The following is a 14,291-nucleotide window of genomic DNA, read 5'->3' as shown; positions in this document are numbered from 1 at the left end:
ATGTAGCCGCAAGATTTCTGACAGTCATGCAGGCTCCAGCTCTGAGCTTAGCGGATTCTGGGGTCTGCGACGGTGTATGACAGCTTCGCCTGACAGGCGGAATCGGCCATGACAGGCAGTATTTCGGTCGCCAGCTTGCAGAGACTGGCGCTGGCCTTGCATCGAGTGCGCCACGCAGGCAGTCCCCATGCACGGCCGCGAACTGCTACGCCTTTCTGCGAATTAGTTCACTTGGTGGCTCAGTAGTCTCCCGAATAATTACCTTACAATCTATTACATGTCCAAATTGTAATTGCGCGATCATCTTGGTGTTAGCCTCCTTTGCTAGTTTAAGGGCAGCGGAAGAGGCATCGCTGCTTTGGAAATTGTCTCATTTCAAAGCAGCTTGGCAAGAGCAGCGGGCAGTTGTTCTCGTCAATGCATTCACCTGTAAACCATACGCTCCTTTGGTAGGTGAATTTTAGCGCCCCCCTACGGGCGCTTTTTTATTAAGGGACTTCTTATGAACACTACTGTATCAGCGATCGCCGTGTTTATGCTCTTCACATCACTAACAGCCAATGCACAAAGCGGTATGGAAATAAACCAACGCATTGAGCGTTCTGCTAGAGAGGCTACTGCGGATTATGCTCAGCGCGTAAAAAAGCCCATGCCTCAACTTGAAGACTATGCCTACGGTATGGACCTTGACGTTGGTAAGTTGGTGTATGTATCACCCAGCGTGTGTACTGCGGTAATGTAAGAAGTATGATGACCTACGAAGACTCGAAAGGCGAGCTGCACATGGTTCGCTACCTGGTGAAGGGCGAGTGTATTAACAGCCGTTAAGGCTCATCAAGATGATGTCTGCGGTCGCCGGATCATAGAAGCTCAATGCCGAACCGGCGCAGCAGTACGGCGAAACATCCGAAACTGGCCATTGTGATGAGGATGCTGCTGATAAGGGTCGGCCAGAAGCCGAGCTTAGGTAGCAGCAACGGGAACGCGATAAACATCGGCAGTGTAGGAAGCACGTACCAGAACGTGTACCAAGCATGATTGGAGATCTTCTCCATGCTCTGGTTCTCCAAATAGAGCCAGACCAGCGTCAAGACAGTGACCAGGGGTAGGGCGGCGACCAGGCCGCCCAGCTTGTCACTGCGTTTCGCCAGCTCTGATACGAGAATCACTATTCCGGCAGTGAGTAGGTACTTCGTGATGATCCAAGCCATCGCTGAACCTTCTGGGGATTGTGGACGGGGGAGGTGAAGCCATTCTCCAACCCCTCTCGAAGTGCTCCTGCCGTTTACGCCATCCCTCATCGCATTTCTTCTACAACATCCCCCTCAGCCAGGAAGGGGATGTGTCTGCATGGTGTTTACCGATCGATCAGTGCGAGGGCGAGGGAACGCTCTCGTGGAAAGCTGCCCGCTCGATCTGGATGGTGCAGTGATGGATTTCAAATCCATCGCTGACAGCATCCACGACGGCCGCCAACACAGCATCCCCATCTGCAGAATCCCGTACCACTACGTGCGACGTCATCACGTTGCTGCCACTGCTGACGGCCCAGACGTGCAAGTCATGAACGTCCGTGACCCCATCTACGCCGCGGATGGTGGCCTCGATTGCCGTAACGTCGAGCCCCCTCGGCACACCCTCCATGAGAATCCCCAGGCTTTCGCGAAGCAACTGCCACGTCCGCGGCAGTACCCAAAGTCCGATTGCCACAGCGACAATCGTGTCGACCCAGGTCCAGCCCGTGAAGCGGATGATGAGTGCTGCAATGATTACGCCTAGCGAGCCGAGCATGTCGCTCCAAACTTCGAGGTAGGCGCCTTTGACGTTAAGGCTCTCGTTGCTCGCAGATGCCAGAAGGCGCATCGAGATTAGGTTGATGATCAGGCCGGCGATTGCGATCCACATCATCGCCCCGGTAGCGATCTCCGCCGGCATGAAAAAGCGCTGGTAGGCCTCGTACAAGATGTACATCGCCACCAGGAAGAGCAGCACGGCGTTGAACGTCGAAGCCAGAATCTCCAGGCGCGCATAGCCGAAGGTTCTTTTCTGATCCGCCGGGCGCTTGGCTATCTGAAGTGCAATCAGTGAGATCGCCAAGGCGGCAGTATCTGTGAACATGTGGGATGCGTCAGACAGCAGCGCCAGGCTGCCGGTAATCCACGCACCGATCACTTCTGCAATCATGAAGCTGCCAGTCAAGGCGAGCGCCATGATTAGCTTCTTCTGATGCCCCTCGCGTACTGCAGCGCTGCCATGGTCATGATTTGAACCCACGTATTTCTCCTTGCGCAGGGTTGTGGTCTCGTTGGCCTTCCTGTCTGCCTATCGTTAGAGCGTCGCTTGGCCACACTGACTGCAGAATTTTGCTCCTGCGCTCAGCAACGAGCCACAGGCGGTGCAACCACTCGATAGTGGTGTTCCGCAGTTTAGACAAAAGCGTGCTGACGGATCGTTGGCCGTCCGGCACTGCCTGCAGCCCTGCAGATCTTTAATGGGGGCTGGAGTGGCATGGCGCCCGCCGTCATACACCTGGTTGCCGCCGTCGCAGCCCTGCTGCCGGCCATGGCGATCGTATTGCTCGGCCCCATGTCCCCCGCTGTGGTGCTTGCCTCCACCGTGGTTTCCACGGCCATGGTGCCCGCCCAGGATATTTTTGAAAAAGCTCATGGTATTCGCCCCTCATTGATGGGTGACATATTAACGAGCAAAAGTTGAAAAGAATGTTCTGCTCGCGAGAAAGACTTGTAAGTTAAAGTGAAAGTTCAAAATTAGCCTACGTCAAAACGAAGCCGTTTTGTTTGTGAAATTAAATTTATCTAGCTGAGCGGTGCTCTGCGTTTAATAGATGGTGTCGCCCTAATTTTTATCATAGCCTGGTCGATGGCAATTAAAACAGCAGTTATTGCATTTCTGTCAGCATTGTAATCACGAGGTCATCGTGTCGTTATCAGGCGCCGGAAATAATGCGCTCAGCGAGATTTATTTCTCTTTTGTCCCTATGCCTCACACATTCTAAGCGTCTCCAACGCCTAGGCCCTAAGGCCTCTGGCGCTCCGCACATTGCGCAATCGCTCAGCATCTGTCGATGGTTTGCCAAGCAGCTCCCGCTAACTCCACAGCTAACGCATGGATAAGCAGCCTCTCAGAGTTTGATAATGACACCTTCAAAATCCATTGTTCACACCCTGTTAAGTAAATGGATCTTTGCTATTCGCACTGCCCGACAGGAAGGCATCAGCACTAATCTGCTCATTGGGCTGGTAACTCTTTGGTTGCTGCTATTCGCGAATGCTGAGCTCTGGAGCGTGCTCTGGAAGCTGGTATTCAAAACCGATGAAGTGAACTGGCTGCTAGCAGCTAGCCTCCCAGTCATAGTATTCGCATGGGTGTTTACGGTTCTGAGCTTGCTGTCATGGGCGCGGCTGACCAAACCTTTTCTATGTCTCGTACTGATCAGCGCGGCTTTTGCGAGTTACTTCATGAATGCCTATGGCATCGTGATCGATTACACAATGTTCACCAACGTTGTGGAGACAGACGTCGCTGAGGCAACCGAGCTGCTGAATTGGAAGCTCGGTCTGTGGGTCGCAATGGTTGGGGTGTTGCCCGTCTACCTGATCTCCCGGGTTCCCCTCCGGCGCAAGCCTTGGGCCAGAGCTTTGGTCAGCAGGGTCATTGCTCTGTCGCTCGCTCTGTTGACCTTGTCTGGCATCGTGCTGAGTCAATACCAGTCATATGCCTCCTTGCTGCGCAACAATCGGGAGATCCGACTGATCCTGGTACCCACCAACTTGTTTGCGGCTGGCCATGGTTACCTGAAGCGCCAGCTGGCCACACCTAAAACGCTGACGGCCATTGGAACTGATGCGGTAGTTAATCGACAGGGGGCGGCCCGTAAACCTAGGCTGCTGGTACTGGCTGTAGGAGAGACCGCCCGCTCCGCCAACTTCTCCCTCAATGGCTACACCCGTGAAACGAACCCGGAGCTGGAAAAACGCAACGTCATCAGCTTCTCCAACGTCAGCTCCTGCGGCACCGCCACCGCAGTTTCGTTGCCATGCATGTTCCTGGATGTGGGTAAGGCCGAGTACAAAGATGGCTTGGCCAAGAGCCGAGAAGGGCTGCTCGACGTGCTTCAACGCGCAGGCATTAGTGTCATGTGGACTGACAACAACTCGGGGTGCAAAGGGGCCTGCGACAGGGTTCCCAACCACAAGGCTGCCTCTCACGCGGATCCCCAACTTTGCACCAGCGAGGAGTGTAAGGACGGGGTGCTGCTCTCGGAGATGCAAGACTTCATCAAGCGTCAAGAAGGCGATGCTGTCCTGGTGCTCCACTACAAAGGTAGCCATGGCCCGGCCTACTACAAGCGCTACCCCGCGCAATTCAAGAAATTCGCGCCGGTGTGCGAGACCAACGAGCTCGACAAATGTAAGCAGCAGGAAGTGCTCAATGCCTACGATAACTCGATCCTTTACACCGACTACGTTACAGCCGGGCTGATCGACATCCTGGCAGCGAACACCAAATTCGACACTGGGCTCCTGTACGTTTCTGACCACGGAGAATCACTGGGTGAGGGTGGGCTCTACCTGCATGGGCTGCCTTATGCGATGGCTCCTGAAGAGCAAACCAAGGTGCCATTGGTGCTTTGGATGTCCGATTCTCTTGCGAAGAGTGAAAGGCTCAACGTCGGCTGTTTGAAAGCTCAAGCAAGCTCACCTCTTAGCCACGACAACCTGTTTCACACAGTGCTCGGGATGATGAATGTCCAGACGTCCTCGTACCGCTCAGCCTTGGATTTCACTGCCCCGTGCAAGCCCTTGCCAGGAGGCTCTTACTCAGGCCTCTAAGACACGAAGTAGGATGGCCCCTCTGGGATGCCAAGTGCTTCTGCTCCCGTCCGCTTTGACAGCTATAAGAAGCTGGACTAACTACATAGCAGCACCCACCAACCCAAGCGATAAAGGAAATCTCGCATGAGCATCAAGCCAGGCCCTAAACGAACTAACGAAGATGGCACTCCGGATAAAAGGCAGCGAGTCACGCCTGAGAAGCAGAAGGACCATCCGGACCTGAAACCCCACAAGCACAAAAAGGGGGAGTAGGTTAACAAGGCAGCTCCCGACTGCGGGAGCTGCCTTTAGATGACGGCTTCAAGGGGAACTTGAAGCTATCACCACAATGCAATGTCGTACGTCAGATACAAGCGGTAGTTATCCCGGTCGCTGCTGTACGTGCTCCTGGCCACTGCATATCGAAACTCAGCCCCCACACCTTTGAAGAGCCCGTCCTGGATCACATATTTCAGGTTCGTATTGGACTCGTGCTCCCGGGCTTCCTGACCACGATAGACCCCATCCTCGCCCTTGTAGTAGCGGGTCATGAAGCTCAGTCCAGGAATTCCCATGCTAGTAAAATCGTAGTCGTACCTCGCCATCCAGGTCCGCTCTCCGGGCTGAATGAATTTGCCAACGCTAGCATTGCTGAACGAGTAGACCGTGCTTACGCTCACGTACGGAAGTGCGGTGCTGCCATCAACCTTTTGATATCCAGCACTGAACGTGTGGCCACCCAGACGATAACTGAGTAAACCGCTAAACATATCGCTATCAACTACACCATTACGGGCTGCGCCAGCATCATCACTGATAAAGTAACGTAGATCGCTAGTTAGCTTGCCTGGGCCAAGCGGCAGTGTGTAAACCAACCCGAAAAATTGTTGGCGGTAGAAATCCCGAAGTTCCCCGTAGTAGCTGCTAAAACTGAGCTGTTTGGTGAGGTCGTAGCGCATCCCCGCAAAATCAAAGTCCGTACCGCCACCTCCGGAATATCCCTGAGGAAATATATCGACGCTATCGGTAGAGTTTCGGGCTTTGAATTTGTCTAGATGCCCAGCTTGAAGGTACAACCGATCAACACCGGTGTACTCCGCTTGGGTACCTCGGAACGTTTGAGGTAGTAGTCGACCATCGTTGTAAACCAGGACGGGGATTTTGGGGAGGAGAGTGCCACCACTGACCAAAAGGTCATTCCATTTGGCCTTAGCGGTAATGCCAAGACTCGAATATTCGCTAGCTGCCCGACCATCGTCGTGGACCGGCAGAAGGCCTGTCCCCGCATGCTTAGCGCTTGAGTCGAGCCGGATTCCTGAAAGTCCCAGTGCCTCCAAACCAAAGCCTACAGGTCCTTCGGTGTAACCTGACTGTAGCTTGAGCAGAAAACCCTGCGCCCACTCTTTGCGATCTTCGCCCCCATCACGAAATCCATCATTGAAATAGTAATTTCGCAGAGCCAGCCGGCCCTCGGAGTCTTTGAAGAAGTCTGCTTCAGCAAAATTGGGGAACAAGCTAGCAATGACGCTTGCACACGCGAGTGTGCGCGATGTTGTGAGGGTGTTCATCGGAAATCTCTGCTGTGTATTGTGATTTTTGGCAGCATCAAAATGGAGCGACCCAGTACTATCCATCGCAGATTACGCAGCGTCATGCTGGACGGGATTCACTCATGCGGCGGACACTAACCCGTCGTGGAATCGGCAACAACGTTATGAGTAATACGCATGAGGCTATGCGTTTAGTTGGTAAGAAACCTCGGAGTATCTTGTGAACCTCAAACAACTCGAAGCTTTTCAAGCCATCATGACAACGGGCTCTACCATCGGAGCTGCTACCCGTATGGGCTTGTCCCAATCGGCCGTCAGCCGCTTGTTAACTCAGCTCGAAGATCACTTAGGCCTCGCGCTCTTCCTTCGACGTAAGGGCAGATTGATGGCGACTCCTGAGGCGGAAGAACTCCTTGGACAGGTGGCGGAGCTCGTAGACAACCTCCAGCGCGTACAACGCATGGCAGATGAGCTGAGACTGGGTCATTCGCGCCGGAGTCTGCTCAAGGTTGCAGTACCGACCAGCATGTCTCAACACTTGCTACCGAGGATCGTTGCCGAATTCATGCAGGGCCGTGAGGACGTCGTCGTAGAGGTCATCACCGGCGGATACGATGCGCTGGAAAGGGCCGTACTCGACAAAAGCGCTGACTTCGCTTTCGTGCGTTTGCCTACGGAACTTCAGCATTTTGAAGTGCTACCGGTACTGGAGACCGAAGGGATGTGCGTCATGCACCAAAGCCATCCACTGGCGGAGCTATCGGAGGTCAGTCTCGAAGCATTGCGGTATGAACCCCTCGTGCTTCTGGGGCGGCAAAGGAGCCTTCGATCTGAACTCGACCTGCGTTTCCGAGAGGCTGAAATTACCCCTCAAGTTCGCGTAGAGGTCCACTCGGTCAGTGCTGCTTGCGCATTCGTTGCAGAGGGTATGGGGGTCTCAATTATCAATGGTCTTTTGGCCAAAGAGTTTGGTGGCCTTCCTTTGATCGCCAAGCCGCTGAGACCTGCGCTTTGCTATCGTTTTGGCCTGATTTTCCGCAAAGACCAGCCACGCTCTTTGCTGGTTGAGAGTTTCGCGGAGCACATGCGTAACAGGCTCACAGAGGTGAATGGTTCTACGCCAACGCAATAAATTGCATAGCCCAACCCGATTTACTCATAACGTTGAGTGACTGCATCCGATTGAACTAGTGTGCGCCCTGTAGCCCTGGGCCCCTACAAAACAATAATCGAGATCGCGCACCATGAACCTACCTCATGCACCGGCGGCGCAAGCCGCGCCTGCTGGAAAAGCAGACATCCCTCGCCCGGCCAAGCAGCTCAATCCTGCGTTGATCCTGTTGAGCATTGTTTTCATGGCTCTGGCCTTCACCTACTTCGTCGATTCAGGCCAGTTCCAGCGCAAAGACATCGCTGTTGTCCCCGGTTCGTACCAGACCTTGGAAAAGGACGCCTCTCTAAGCCAGCTATTTTCCACAGAGCCGCGTGCCACAACCGATTCTGCTGCACGTCCGGTCTCCTTGGTTGAGGCTTTCATGGCCATTCCACAGGGCATCGAGAAGCGAGCCGGCCTGATCTTCATGGTTTTGTTCATCGGCGGAATGTTTGGCGTGCTGAACAAGGCCGGGGCAATCGATGCTGGTCTTGAGCGGATACTTGGCCTTACCCGGGGCAACATCTACGTGCTGGTACCCTGCTTGATGCTGGTGTTCTCGGCCGGTAGCACGTTCATGGGACTGGCCAAAGAGTTCATCCTGATCGTCCCGCTAATGGTAGCGATGGCCAATCGCCTGGGGCTGCCCAACATTGTTGGTCTGGCGATCGTGGTGATCTCGGTGAAAATCGGCTATCTGGGTTCGATTACCAACCCCGTGGCATTGGCGGTTGCCCAGCCGCTAGTGGGCGTTCCAATGTTCAGCGGGCTGAATATGCGTGTGGCAGCCTACTTGGTGTTTCTGCTGGTCGGCATTGGCTTCGTGTTAATGACTGTACGCCGACTGGGTTACGACGCCAGTGCTGAGTTTACTTTTAAGCGCACACCGCTAGCGCCACGCCACAGTCTCAACCTTCTACTGCTGGGAGCGGGCGTCGCCTTCCTGGTTTATGCCTCCAATCGCTGGCACTGGAAGTACCCAGAGTTGTCTGCGTACTACTTGGCGATGAGCATGGTGTTCAGTGTGGTGGCTGGCATCGGTGCCAGCGAGGCTGCCGGCGCATTCGTCGACGGAATGAAGAAGGTGCTAATGGCCGGCGTGCTGATCGGTCTCGCCACTGCGGTGGAGATCATCCTCAGCACTGGCCAGGTGCTCGACACTATCGTCAACAACCTTTCCAACCTGGTCAGCGATCACGGCCCTCTAGTTTCGGCGTACGGCATGTTCTTCGCACAACTCGGGCTGGATGTCCTGATCCCGTCCACGTCGGGGCAAGCAGCAGTGACCATGCCAATCTTCGGACCGTTGGGGCAATTGTCAGGTGTGAGCGCTCAGACCACTGTGTATGCCTTTTTGCTGGGCAATGGTCTAACAAACCTGATCACTCCTACCTCAAGTGGCCTACTAGTGCTGCTTGCGACCGCTCAAGTCGGATGGGGTCAATGGGCGCGATTCATCTGGCCGTTGTGCCTGGTATTCGCGGCCATCGCCATGTGCCTCCTCTCCATTGCCGTTCTGACCGGCTACTGAAATCTCGGGCCGCGTATGCGGCCCTACTGCTTTGAGTGTCAAACATGCAAATCCTCAGAAACCTGATGGTCCCGATGCGCGATGGCGTTCGGTTGGCCACCGATGTCTACCTGCCTGATGAAAGTACCGGCGTGTGGCCAGTGGTGATCGAACGCACTCCATACGACAAGAGCAAGCCCTCACGCTCGGAGAAATGCCTGAATGGTCATCACTTAGGGCGTGAAGAGATGGCCCAAGCCTTTGCCGAACATGGCTTCGTCACTGTGTTTCAGGACTGCCGCGGTCGCTACGCCTCCGAAGGCGAATTCATCAAGTACGTCAACGAAGCAGAAGACGGCTACGACACTTTGGCCTGGTTGGTCGAGCAGCCTTGGTGCAATGGGAAGGTCGGAAGCATGGGTCTTTCTTATGCAGCCCATACTCAGCTCGCTATGGCCTGCTTAAATCCTCCAGGGCTGAAGACGATGGTGCTGGACTCTGGAGGCTTCGCCAACGCTTATCAATGTGGCATCCGCCAAGGAGGCGCATTCGAGCTCAAACAGGCCACATGGGCATACAAGCAGGCCAAGGAAAGTCCGGCAGCCAAAGCCGATCCACTATTGCGCGAAGCATTGGAGCAGGAAGACATCCGGCATTGGTTCGCCCATATGCCGTGGCGTCCAGGATTTTCACCGCTGCGTCATGCGCCAGCGTATGAGGACTACCTGTTCGACCAATGGGGCCGCGGCTGTTTCGATGCCTATTGGCAACAGTTGGGCATTTGCGCCGATCACTATCGCAGCAACATTCCCGATATTCCGGTGCTGCACATGTCGAGCTGGTATGACGCCTATGTCAGCTCAACCCTGGATAACTTTGCTGCCTTCGTCGCGAACGGTAAGGCACCACAACGACTCGTGATGGGCCCTTGGCTGCATGGCGACCGCAACATTAGCCACAGCGGCGATGCCGAGTTTGGCCCAGCCGCCGCTTTCGATGGGCAAGTGGCGCAGGATTGGCTGTCCTGTCGTATTGAGTGGTTTGTAAACCATCTGCAGCTACAGATCACTGCACCAGCCCAACAGGTGCAGGTATTCATGATGGGCGGTGGTAGTGGTCGCAAGCTTCAGGACACGCGAATAGATCATGGTGGTCAGTGGCTTGATGCACAGCAGTGGCCATTACCTGGCAGCCAGCGGTTGGATCTTTATCTTCATCCTGACGGTCAGTTGAGCAAAGGGGGGCCAGCGGCAACCGATGCTGCTTGCCACTTCCTCGCCGATCCATCTAATCCAGTACCGACCATCGGCGGCGCGCTGACTTCCGGCGCTCCTGTCTTCGAAGGCGGAGCGTTTGATCAGCGAGAAACACCACGCTTCTTCGGCGCGCGCGGAGATGGCAGTGCCATCTGCCAGCGCAGCGATGTGCTGTGTTTCGAAACTGAGCCGCTTGAAGCTGACCTTGCTGTCGCCGGTCCGGTAACGATCCAGCTGTGGGTCGAGACCGACGGCTTAGACACTGACTTTACCGCTAAGGTGGTCGACGTCTATCCGCCAAGCGATGACTTCCCAGAGGGGTATGCCATGAACATTACAGACGGCATCATTCGTTGCCGATACCGGGACAGCTGGAACGATCCGAAGCCGACGGTACCTGGGGAATGTTTCAAGGTGCAGATCGAACCGTTTGCAACCTGCAACCTGTTCAAGCGCGGTCACAGCTTGCGCCTTGAGATTGCCGGCAGCAATTTCCCACGGTTCGACGTAAACCCCAACAGCGGTGAGCCGGAAGGCTGCGCGAACAAAAAAAGGACTGCTCGAAATACCGTACATATGGGGGCTAAGCGGCCCTCCAGGATTCAGCTAACGGTCGTCCAAGCACCAGCTGGTAGCTGATAGCGGTATAGAGCTATCGCTTGGCAGCAGTTCTGGACAGCTGCCGAGCGCTGTCCCTGTAAACCAGTTTTTTTACCTGTTAACCACTGTAGTTAACAGGTAAAAAAATAGGTTTACACGATGCTCACCTCTACCCGTTCGACACCAGCAAATCGCCTAGCTCTTCACGGGCCATATCCACTCGGTCCATCCTGCGATAGGGATGATCAACAGGCATTCGGATGAGGCTCTCGAACCAAGCCGGATCGAATTTGAGCACCTGCTTGTGAATGTGCTCAAGCTCACCTTTGCGAAGCTGGGACACTACAAACTCCATGCTCTCAACCAGGCCGGATTCCTCGTTATCCTTAGAGATCCGGTGGCGGATGAAACTCATCTTGAGATCGAAGTAGGGGCCTTTCATCCCAGGAAGGCTCTTCGCCTCCAGCCGGCCTTTGGTGCTGATTTCCGCCCCTGGCACTTGAGACTCTATCGCTTTCACAAGCTCAGCATTCCCACCTATCTTCTGGCCAAAGAGCCGAGTGGCGTCCGACATATAGGCGAAGATCCATGGCACGTTGCGTAGCGTCGCACCGGTATAGAGGTAGCCGCGCTCCCCTTTGTAACGCTGCAGCATGCCTCGCAAGGCTTTCTCCGAGAGCACCACCTGGGTTTCCTTCTCCAGGATGTAAACCACGCGGTCAAACTGTTCTATCAAAAGCCTGAGAATCTTCCGCGGTACGCCGTCAAAACCGGTTTTTCGGTCGGTCTTCTTGTGCTGACGGGGCTGGAAGTATGGGCAATCGTTACGGGCCTCTCCATCAAATGGAGCGATACCGCGAATGCTCTTCGTCGCGTGCTTTCCGAAGGGATTTTTTACGTTTGGGGGTAACTCATACAGCCCTACCAGCTGGACAGGGTTGTCGCATGCCGGGCACACCGCGAACTGAGCCAGCTTGCCCGCGCTTCCGGGCTGATACCACGGCTCCCTGCGGAAGGTCTCAGACTCGAACCGATCCTTGTCTATGGTTTTGCTTTCAGTGTCTTCAATGCGGAGCTTGTACACATCCATCTTTGCCAAAACCGTATCAATAGAGGGTTTATTGATCGTACCCAGCGAAGTTCGGTAGCAGGAAGGCCTATCTGCCCCTTAGGTGGTCACCCTCCGGTGGCAGGCCTTGCCAGAAGCATGGGATTACCCCGTAAGGAGTCTGTGAGCCCCAGAAACAACTAACCCCCTGGTGCGCAGTGCAGGTCTGGGACCCGCCCGAGGCGTGGAGGCTATTCTTGTAGAGAAAATAACACCTGCCACGGAACGGATCAGTTGGTAGGCAGACCAGCCGTCAGCTATGGCCCAGCACCGTCGATCAAGGCCGCTCAATCAGCAAATCGTCGTCTTCTATGGCGTCTCCAAAACTGAACCAGTCGTGCAGGCTGTAATGCACGAAGTCTTCATCCTCCGCATCGAGCATAGTGAAATTCTGCAATACCGTGACATCCGCCCCCGAAGTACAGCCCCTCGTTGAGGTTTACGAAATGCTCCAGCAATTCGTTCAGCTGATCATGCAACTGACTTGTAAGCCTGGCGTGCTCTCGCTTGGTCTAAAAACGGAACATCACTTCATGCGCTTCGGGCGGGGCGCGAACTGGTCCCCAAGTTCTGCTTTTTTGAGGCATCCACTGGGTAAGCCGGCCACATGATTCGGAGGTGCAGATGTCAAGGCTCGGTAACCGACTTAGACGGTGAGACAGGCGTCGCGATCCCGGATCGAATGGCTTCGGCAGTAGGAGGGGGGGTGATCCAGTGGAGCATGAGACCAGCCAGGATGCTTGCGAGGGTGTTTACTGAGATTGTGACGAGAGCATTGCGCATTTTGGAGCGTCCGTTTCTGAAGTGGACCTCTATTTAATGCGCATAAATGGTGTGTCATTACCACCTACCAAAAAAATCGTCGCGCCCCAGAATGGGAATTCGCATTTGGCGACGATTCACGTTTATGCTCCTGCCACAGGTCGACTACAGCACAGTCAGTTGGCTAACCAGGACTCAACCACCTCGGCACCGTACTCTGCCTTCCAGGCCTTCAGAGTGCGCTGATTGCCCCCCTTCGTCTCAACGACTTCTCCGCTATGCGGGTTCTTGTAGGTTTTCACTACTCGTGGTTTCCGTGCAGGTTTTTGTGCAATAGATCCGGAATCTACGGGCTGCGGATCAATGATCTGGATCACGTGACGCAGGCTGTAGCCGTAATCGTTGAGCAGGTTGCGGAGCTTCGTTTCGAATTCCATTTCCTGCTTCAGGGCGGAATCATTCTTCAGTGCTTCCAGTTCGGCGAGCTGCGCGGCGAGCTGTTGTTCGAGAAGGCGAAATTCAGCGAGACGGGACATGAGATTCTCCAAGAAGTGGCCTGAGATTTTATCAGGCTAGACAGAAAGCGTGCTAAGTATCTTGTGGCCTAAACAGCCCTGCAATAGAGCAAAATCCAGTCCCCCCATTGGCGCTTGGGCAATCGCTTCGCGGCATTAGCAGGTGGTGATCAGCTCTGGTGTGAGGTTTTGCTTGAGTCCGGGAAGGCCGTTGCAAGGTCCATGCGTTCAGCTTCTTGAGTGATTTGAGCGAGTAACTCTGCCACTGCTCGGTTCTCTTTGAGGGCATAGCTCCCAACCAGTAATGTGATCGGATGAACTCCCAGCACTGGTGCGATGGTGTCCAGTTTCTCGATGGTCGGGACGTATCGTCCCCTTTCCAGCGTGCTGATGTAGGTACGACTGCTCACCGTCGCGAAGTCTTCTTGGGTCAGCTTTTGCTGGACTCGCATCCACTTCAGAACCCGACCGAATGCCTGTCTCAATTCCACTTTGCATCTTCCGCAAAAGGAAAGATGAGGCACCCGTGAACAGTATATGACTACAATGTATGCTGTTCATTTGAGAGGGGGTCATGATGTTTATCACCAACCGATGGGCAGAGGTGGATCGCTCCTTCGCCTGGCTGGCTGAGGATCAGCAGGCTTGGCATTTCGTGGAGCAACGGCTGTCATCGCCATGGATTCACATCACGGTGACGAGGGAGCGGGGAGAGGACACGTGTGTGGAGGTCTTCTTTCTGGAGGACATGCGTGGGCTGGAGCAGTTCACGCGTTTAACCCTGAATGGTGCCGTTGAGTTATCCCTTCAGATTGTTACTCCCGGGTGGATGAACGGTAGTAGCGGGTGGGCGATGGAGCATCTGGAGGTCATTCATGAAAGCGAGGATCGTTTGTACAGGTGTTACACCGTTCAAGGCGGTCGTCGGTATTACCAGCCTAACAGCTCCGAGTGCCGTGAGTATGGCTTCTTCAAGGAACTTTACAGACGAGGATAGCTGGT

The 14,291-nt window shown here is 54.6% G+C and carries 13 protein-coding genes and 1 pseudogene; 7 read left to right on the top strand and 7 right to left on the bottom strand.

The features are described from left to right. Positions 1-502 precede the first annotated feature (502 nt). Positions 503-828 (top strand): annotated as a pseudogene (locus FJD38_RS20995) (DUF2790 domain-containing protein). A gap of 32 nt (positions 829-860) precedes the next feature. On the opposite strand, the gene FJD38_RS20990 reads toward FJD38_RS20995, so the two are convergent. The 3 genes from FJD38_RS20990 to FJD38_RS24870 form a co-directional block, all read right to left on the bottom strand. Continuing rightward, positions 861-1,211 carry a DUF3147 family protein gene (locus FJD38_RS20990; protein WP_003253461.1) on the bottom strand — a complete coding sequence of 117 codons (351 nt, stop codon included), beginning with the start codon at positions 1,209-1,211 and terminating at the stop codon, positions 861-863. A 157-nt stretch (positions 1,212-1,368) separates the two neighbouring features. After that, the gene (locus FJD38_RS20985) at positions 1,369-2,274 is read right to left on the bottom strand and encodes a cation diffusion facilitator family transporter (RefSeq protein WP_003253462.1); all 906 of its coding nucleotides are present in this window, start codon (positions 2,272-2,274) and stop codon (positions 1,369-1,371) included. A 54-nt stretch (positions 2,275-2,328) separates the two neighbouring features. Beyond that, complete coding sequence (locus tag FJD38_RS24870; protein WP_223255137.1) at positions 2,329-2,529, bottom strand: zinc ribbon domain-containing protein; 201 nt, start codon at positions 2,527-2,529, stop codon at positions 2,329-2,331. On the opposite strand from FJD38_RS24870, the gene FJD38_RS24865 reads away from it, so the two are divergent. Beyond that, a complete protein-coding gene (locus FJD38_RS24865) occupies positions 2,509-2,715 on the top strand; it encodes a hypothetical protein (protein WP_003253464.1) in 207 nt (68 codons plus the stop codon). The genes FJD38_RS24870 and FJD38_RS24865 overlap by 21 nt on opposite strands. Before the next feature lie 440 nt (positions 2,716-3,155). Then, positions 3,156-4,853 (top strand): phosphoethanolamine transferase, encoded by a 1,698-nt coding sequence (locus FJD38_RS20975; RefSeq protein WP_003253466.1) that lies wholly within the window; start codon positions 3,156-3,158, stop codon positions 4,851-4,853. Positions 4,854-5,176: 323 nt separating this feature from the next. Here the strand turns inward: FJD38_RS20975 and FJD38_RS20970 are convergent, their stop codons facing one another. Beyond that, complete coding sequence (locus tag FJD38_RS20970; RefSeq protein WP_009682006.1) at positions 5,177-6,403, bottom strand: OprD family porin; 1,227 nt, start codon at positions 6,401-6,403, stop codon at positions 5,177-5,179. Positions 6,404-6,605: 202 nt separating this feature from the next. Here FJD38_RS20970 and FJD38_RS20965 point away from each other — a divergent pair, with 202 nt between their 5' ends. The 3 genes from FJD38_RS20965 to FJD38_RS20955 all read left to right on the top strand — a co-directional run bounded on the left by FJD38_RS20965 (position 6,606) and on the right by FJD38_RS20955 (position 10,943). Then, a complete protein-coding gene (locus tag FJD38_RS20965; RefSeq protein WP_003253472.1) occupies positions 6,606-7,517 on the top strand; it encodes a LysR family transcriptional regulator in 912 nt (303 codons plus the stop codon). A gap of 112 nt (positions 7,518-7,629) precedes the next feature. After that, the gene (locus FJD38_RS20960) at positions 7,630-9,069 is read left to right on the top strand and encodes a YfcC family protein (protein ID WP_003253475.1); all 1,440 of its coding nucleotides are present in this window, start codon (positions 7,630-7,632) and stop codon (positions 9,067-9,069) included. 44 nt (positions 9,070-9,113) lie between these two features. After that, a complete protein-coding gene (locus FJD38_RS20955) occupies positions 9,114-10,943 on the top strand; it encodes a CocE/NonD family hydrolase (RefSeq protein ID WP_003253477.1) in 1,830 nt (609 codons plus the stop codon). A 130-nt stretch (positions 10,944-11,073) separates the two neighbouring features. On the opposite strand, the gene FJD38_RS20950 is transcribed toward FJD38_RS20955, so the two are convergent. The 3 genes from FJD38_RS20950 to FJD38_RS20940 form a co-directional block, all read right to left on the bottom strand. Next, positions 11,074-11,994: a hypothetical protein gene (locus FJD38_RS20950; protein WP_003253479.1), complete on the bottom strand. Its 921-nt coding sequence runs from the start codon at positions 11,992-11,994 to the stop codon at positions 11,074-11,076. Between the two features lie 956 nt (positions 11,995-12,950). Further along, on the bottom strand, positions 12,951-13,310 hold the full coding sequence (locus tag FJD38_RS20945) for a histone-like nucleoid-structuring protein, MvaT/MvaU family (RefSeq protein WP_003253484.1): 360 nt from the start codon (positions 13,308-13,310) through the stop codon (positions 12,951-12,953). A gap of 149 nt (positions 13,311-13,459) precedes the next feature. Beyond that, positions 13,460-13,780 (bottom strand): helix-turn-helix domain-containing protein, encoded by a 321-nt coding sequence (locus FJD38_RS20940; RefSeq protein WP_003253486.1) that lies wholly within the window; start codon positions 13,778-13,780, stop codon positions 13,460-13,462. 86 nt (positions 13,781-13,866) lie between these two features. On the opposite strand from FJD38_RS20940, the gene FJD38_RS20935 reads away from it, so the two are divergent. Then, the gene (locus FJD38_RS20935) at positions 13,867-14,286 is read left to right on the top strand and encodes a hypothetical protein (RefSeq protein ID WP_169918881.1); all 420 of its coding nucleotides are present in this window, start codon (positions 13,867-13,869) and stop codon (positions 14,284-14,286) included. Positions 14,287-14,291 lie beyond the last annotated feature (5 nt).

It is taken from the genome of Pseudomonas saxonica (assembly GCF_007858365.1).
Taxonomy (GTDB): domain Bacteria; phylum Pseudomonadota; class Gammaproteobacteria; order Pseudomonadales; family Pseudomonadaceae; genus Aquipseudomonas; species Aquipseudomonas saxonica.
Note: the sequence above shows the minus strand (reverse complement) of the source record. Positions and strands in the feature narration are given on the sequence as shown.

Coding starts and splice junctions, on each gene's coding strand:
- FJD38_RS20990 (WP_003253461.1), bottom strand. CDS start 1,211: ATGGCTTGGATCATCACGAAGTACCTACTCACTGCCGGAATAGTGATT.
- FJD38_RS24865 (WP_003253464.1), top strand. CDS start 2,509: ATGGCGCCCGCCGTCATACACCTGGTTGCCGCCGTCGCAGCCCTGCTG.
- FJD38_RS20975 (WP_003253466.1), top strand. CDS start 3,156: ATGACACCTTCAAAATCCATTGTTCACACCCTGTTAAGTAAATGGATC.
- FJD38_RS20970 (WP_009682006.1), bottom strand. CDS start 6,403: ATGAACACCCTCACAACATCGCGCACACTCGCGTGTGCAAGCGTCATT.
- FJD38_RS20960 (WP_003253475.1), top strand. CDS start 7,630: ATGAACCTACCTCATGCACCGGCGGCGCAAGCCGCGCCTGCTGGAAAA.
- FJD38_RS20955 (WP_003253477.1), top strand. CDS start 9,114: ATGCAAATCCTCAGAAACCTGATGGTCCCGATGCGCGATGGCGTTCGG.
- FJD38_RS20950 (WP_003253479.1), bottom strand. CDS start 11,994: ATGGATGTGTACAAGCTCCGCATTGAAGACACTGAAAGCAAAACCATA.
- FJD38_RS20945 (WP_003253484.1), bottom strand. CDS start 13,310: ATGTCCCGTCTCGCTGAATTTCGCCTTCTCGAACAACAGCTCGCCGCG.
- FJD38_RS20935 (WP_169918881.1), top strand. CDS start 13,867: ATGTTTATCACCAACCGATGGGCAGAGGTGGATCGCTCCTTCGCCTGG.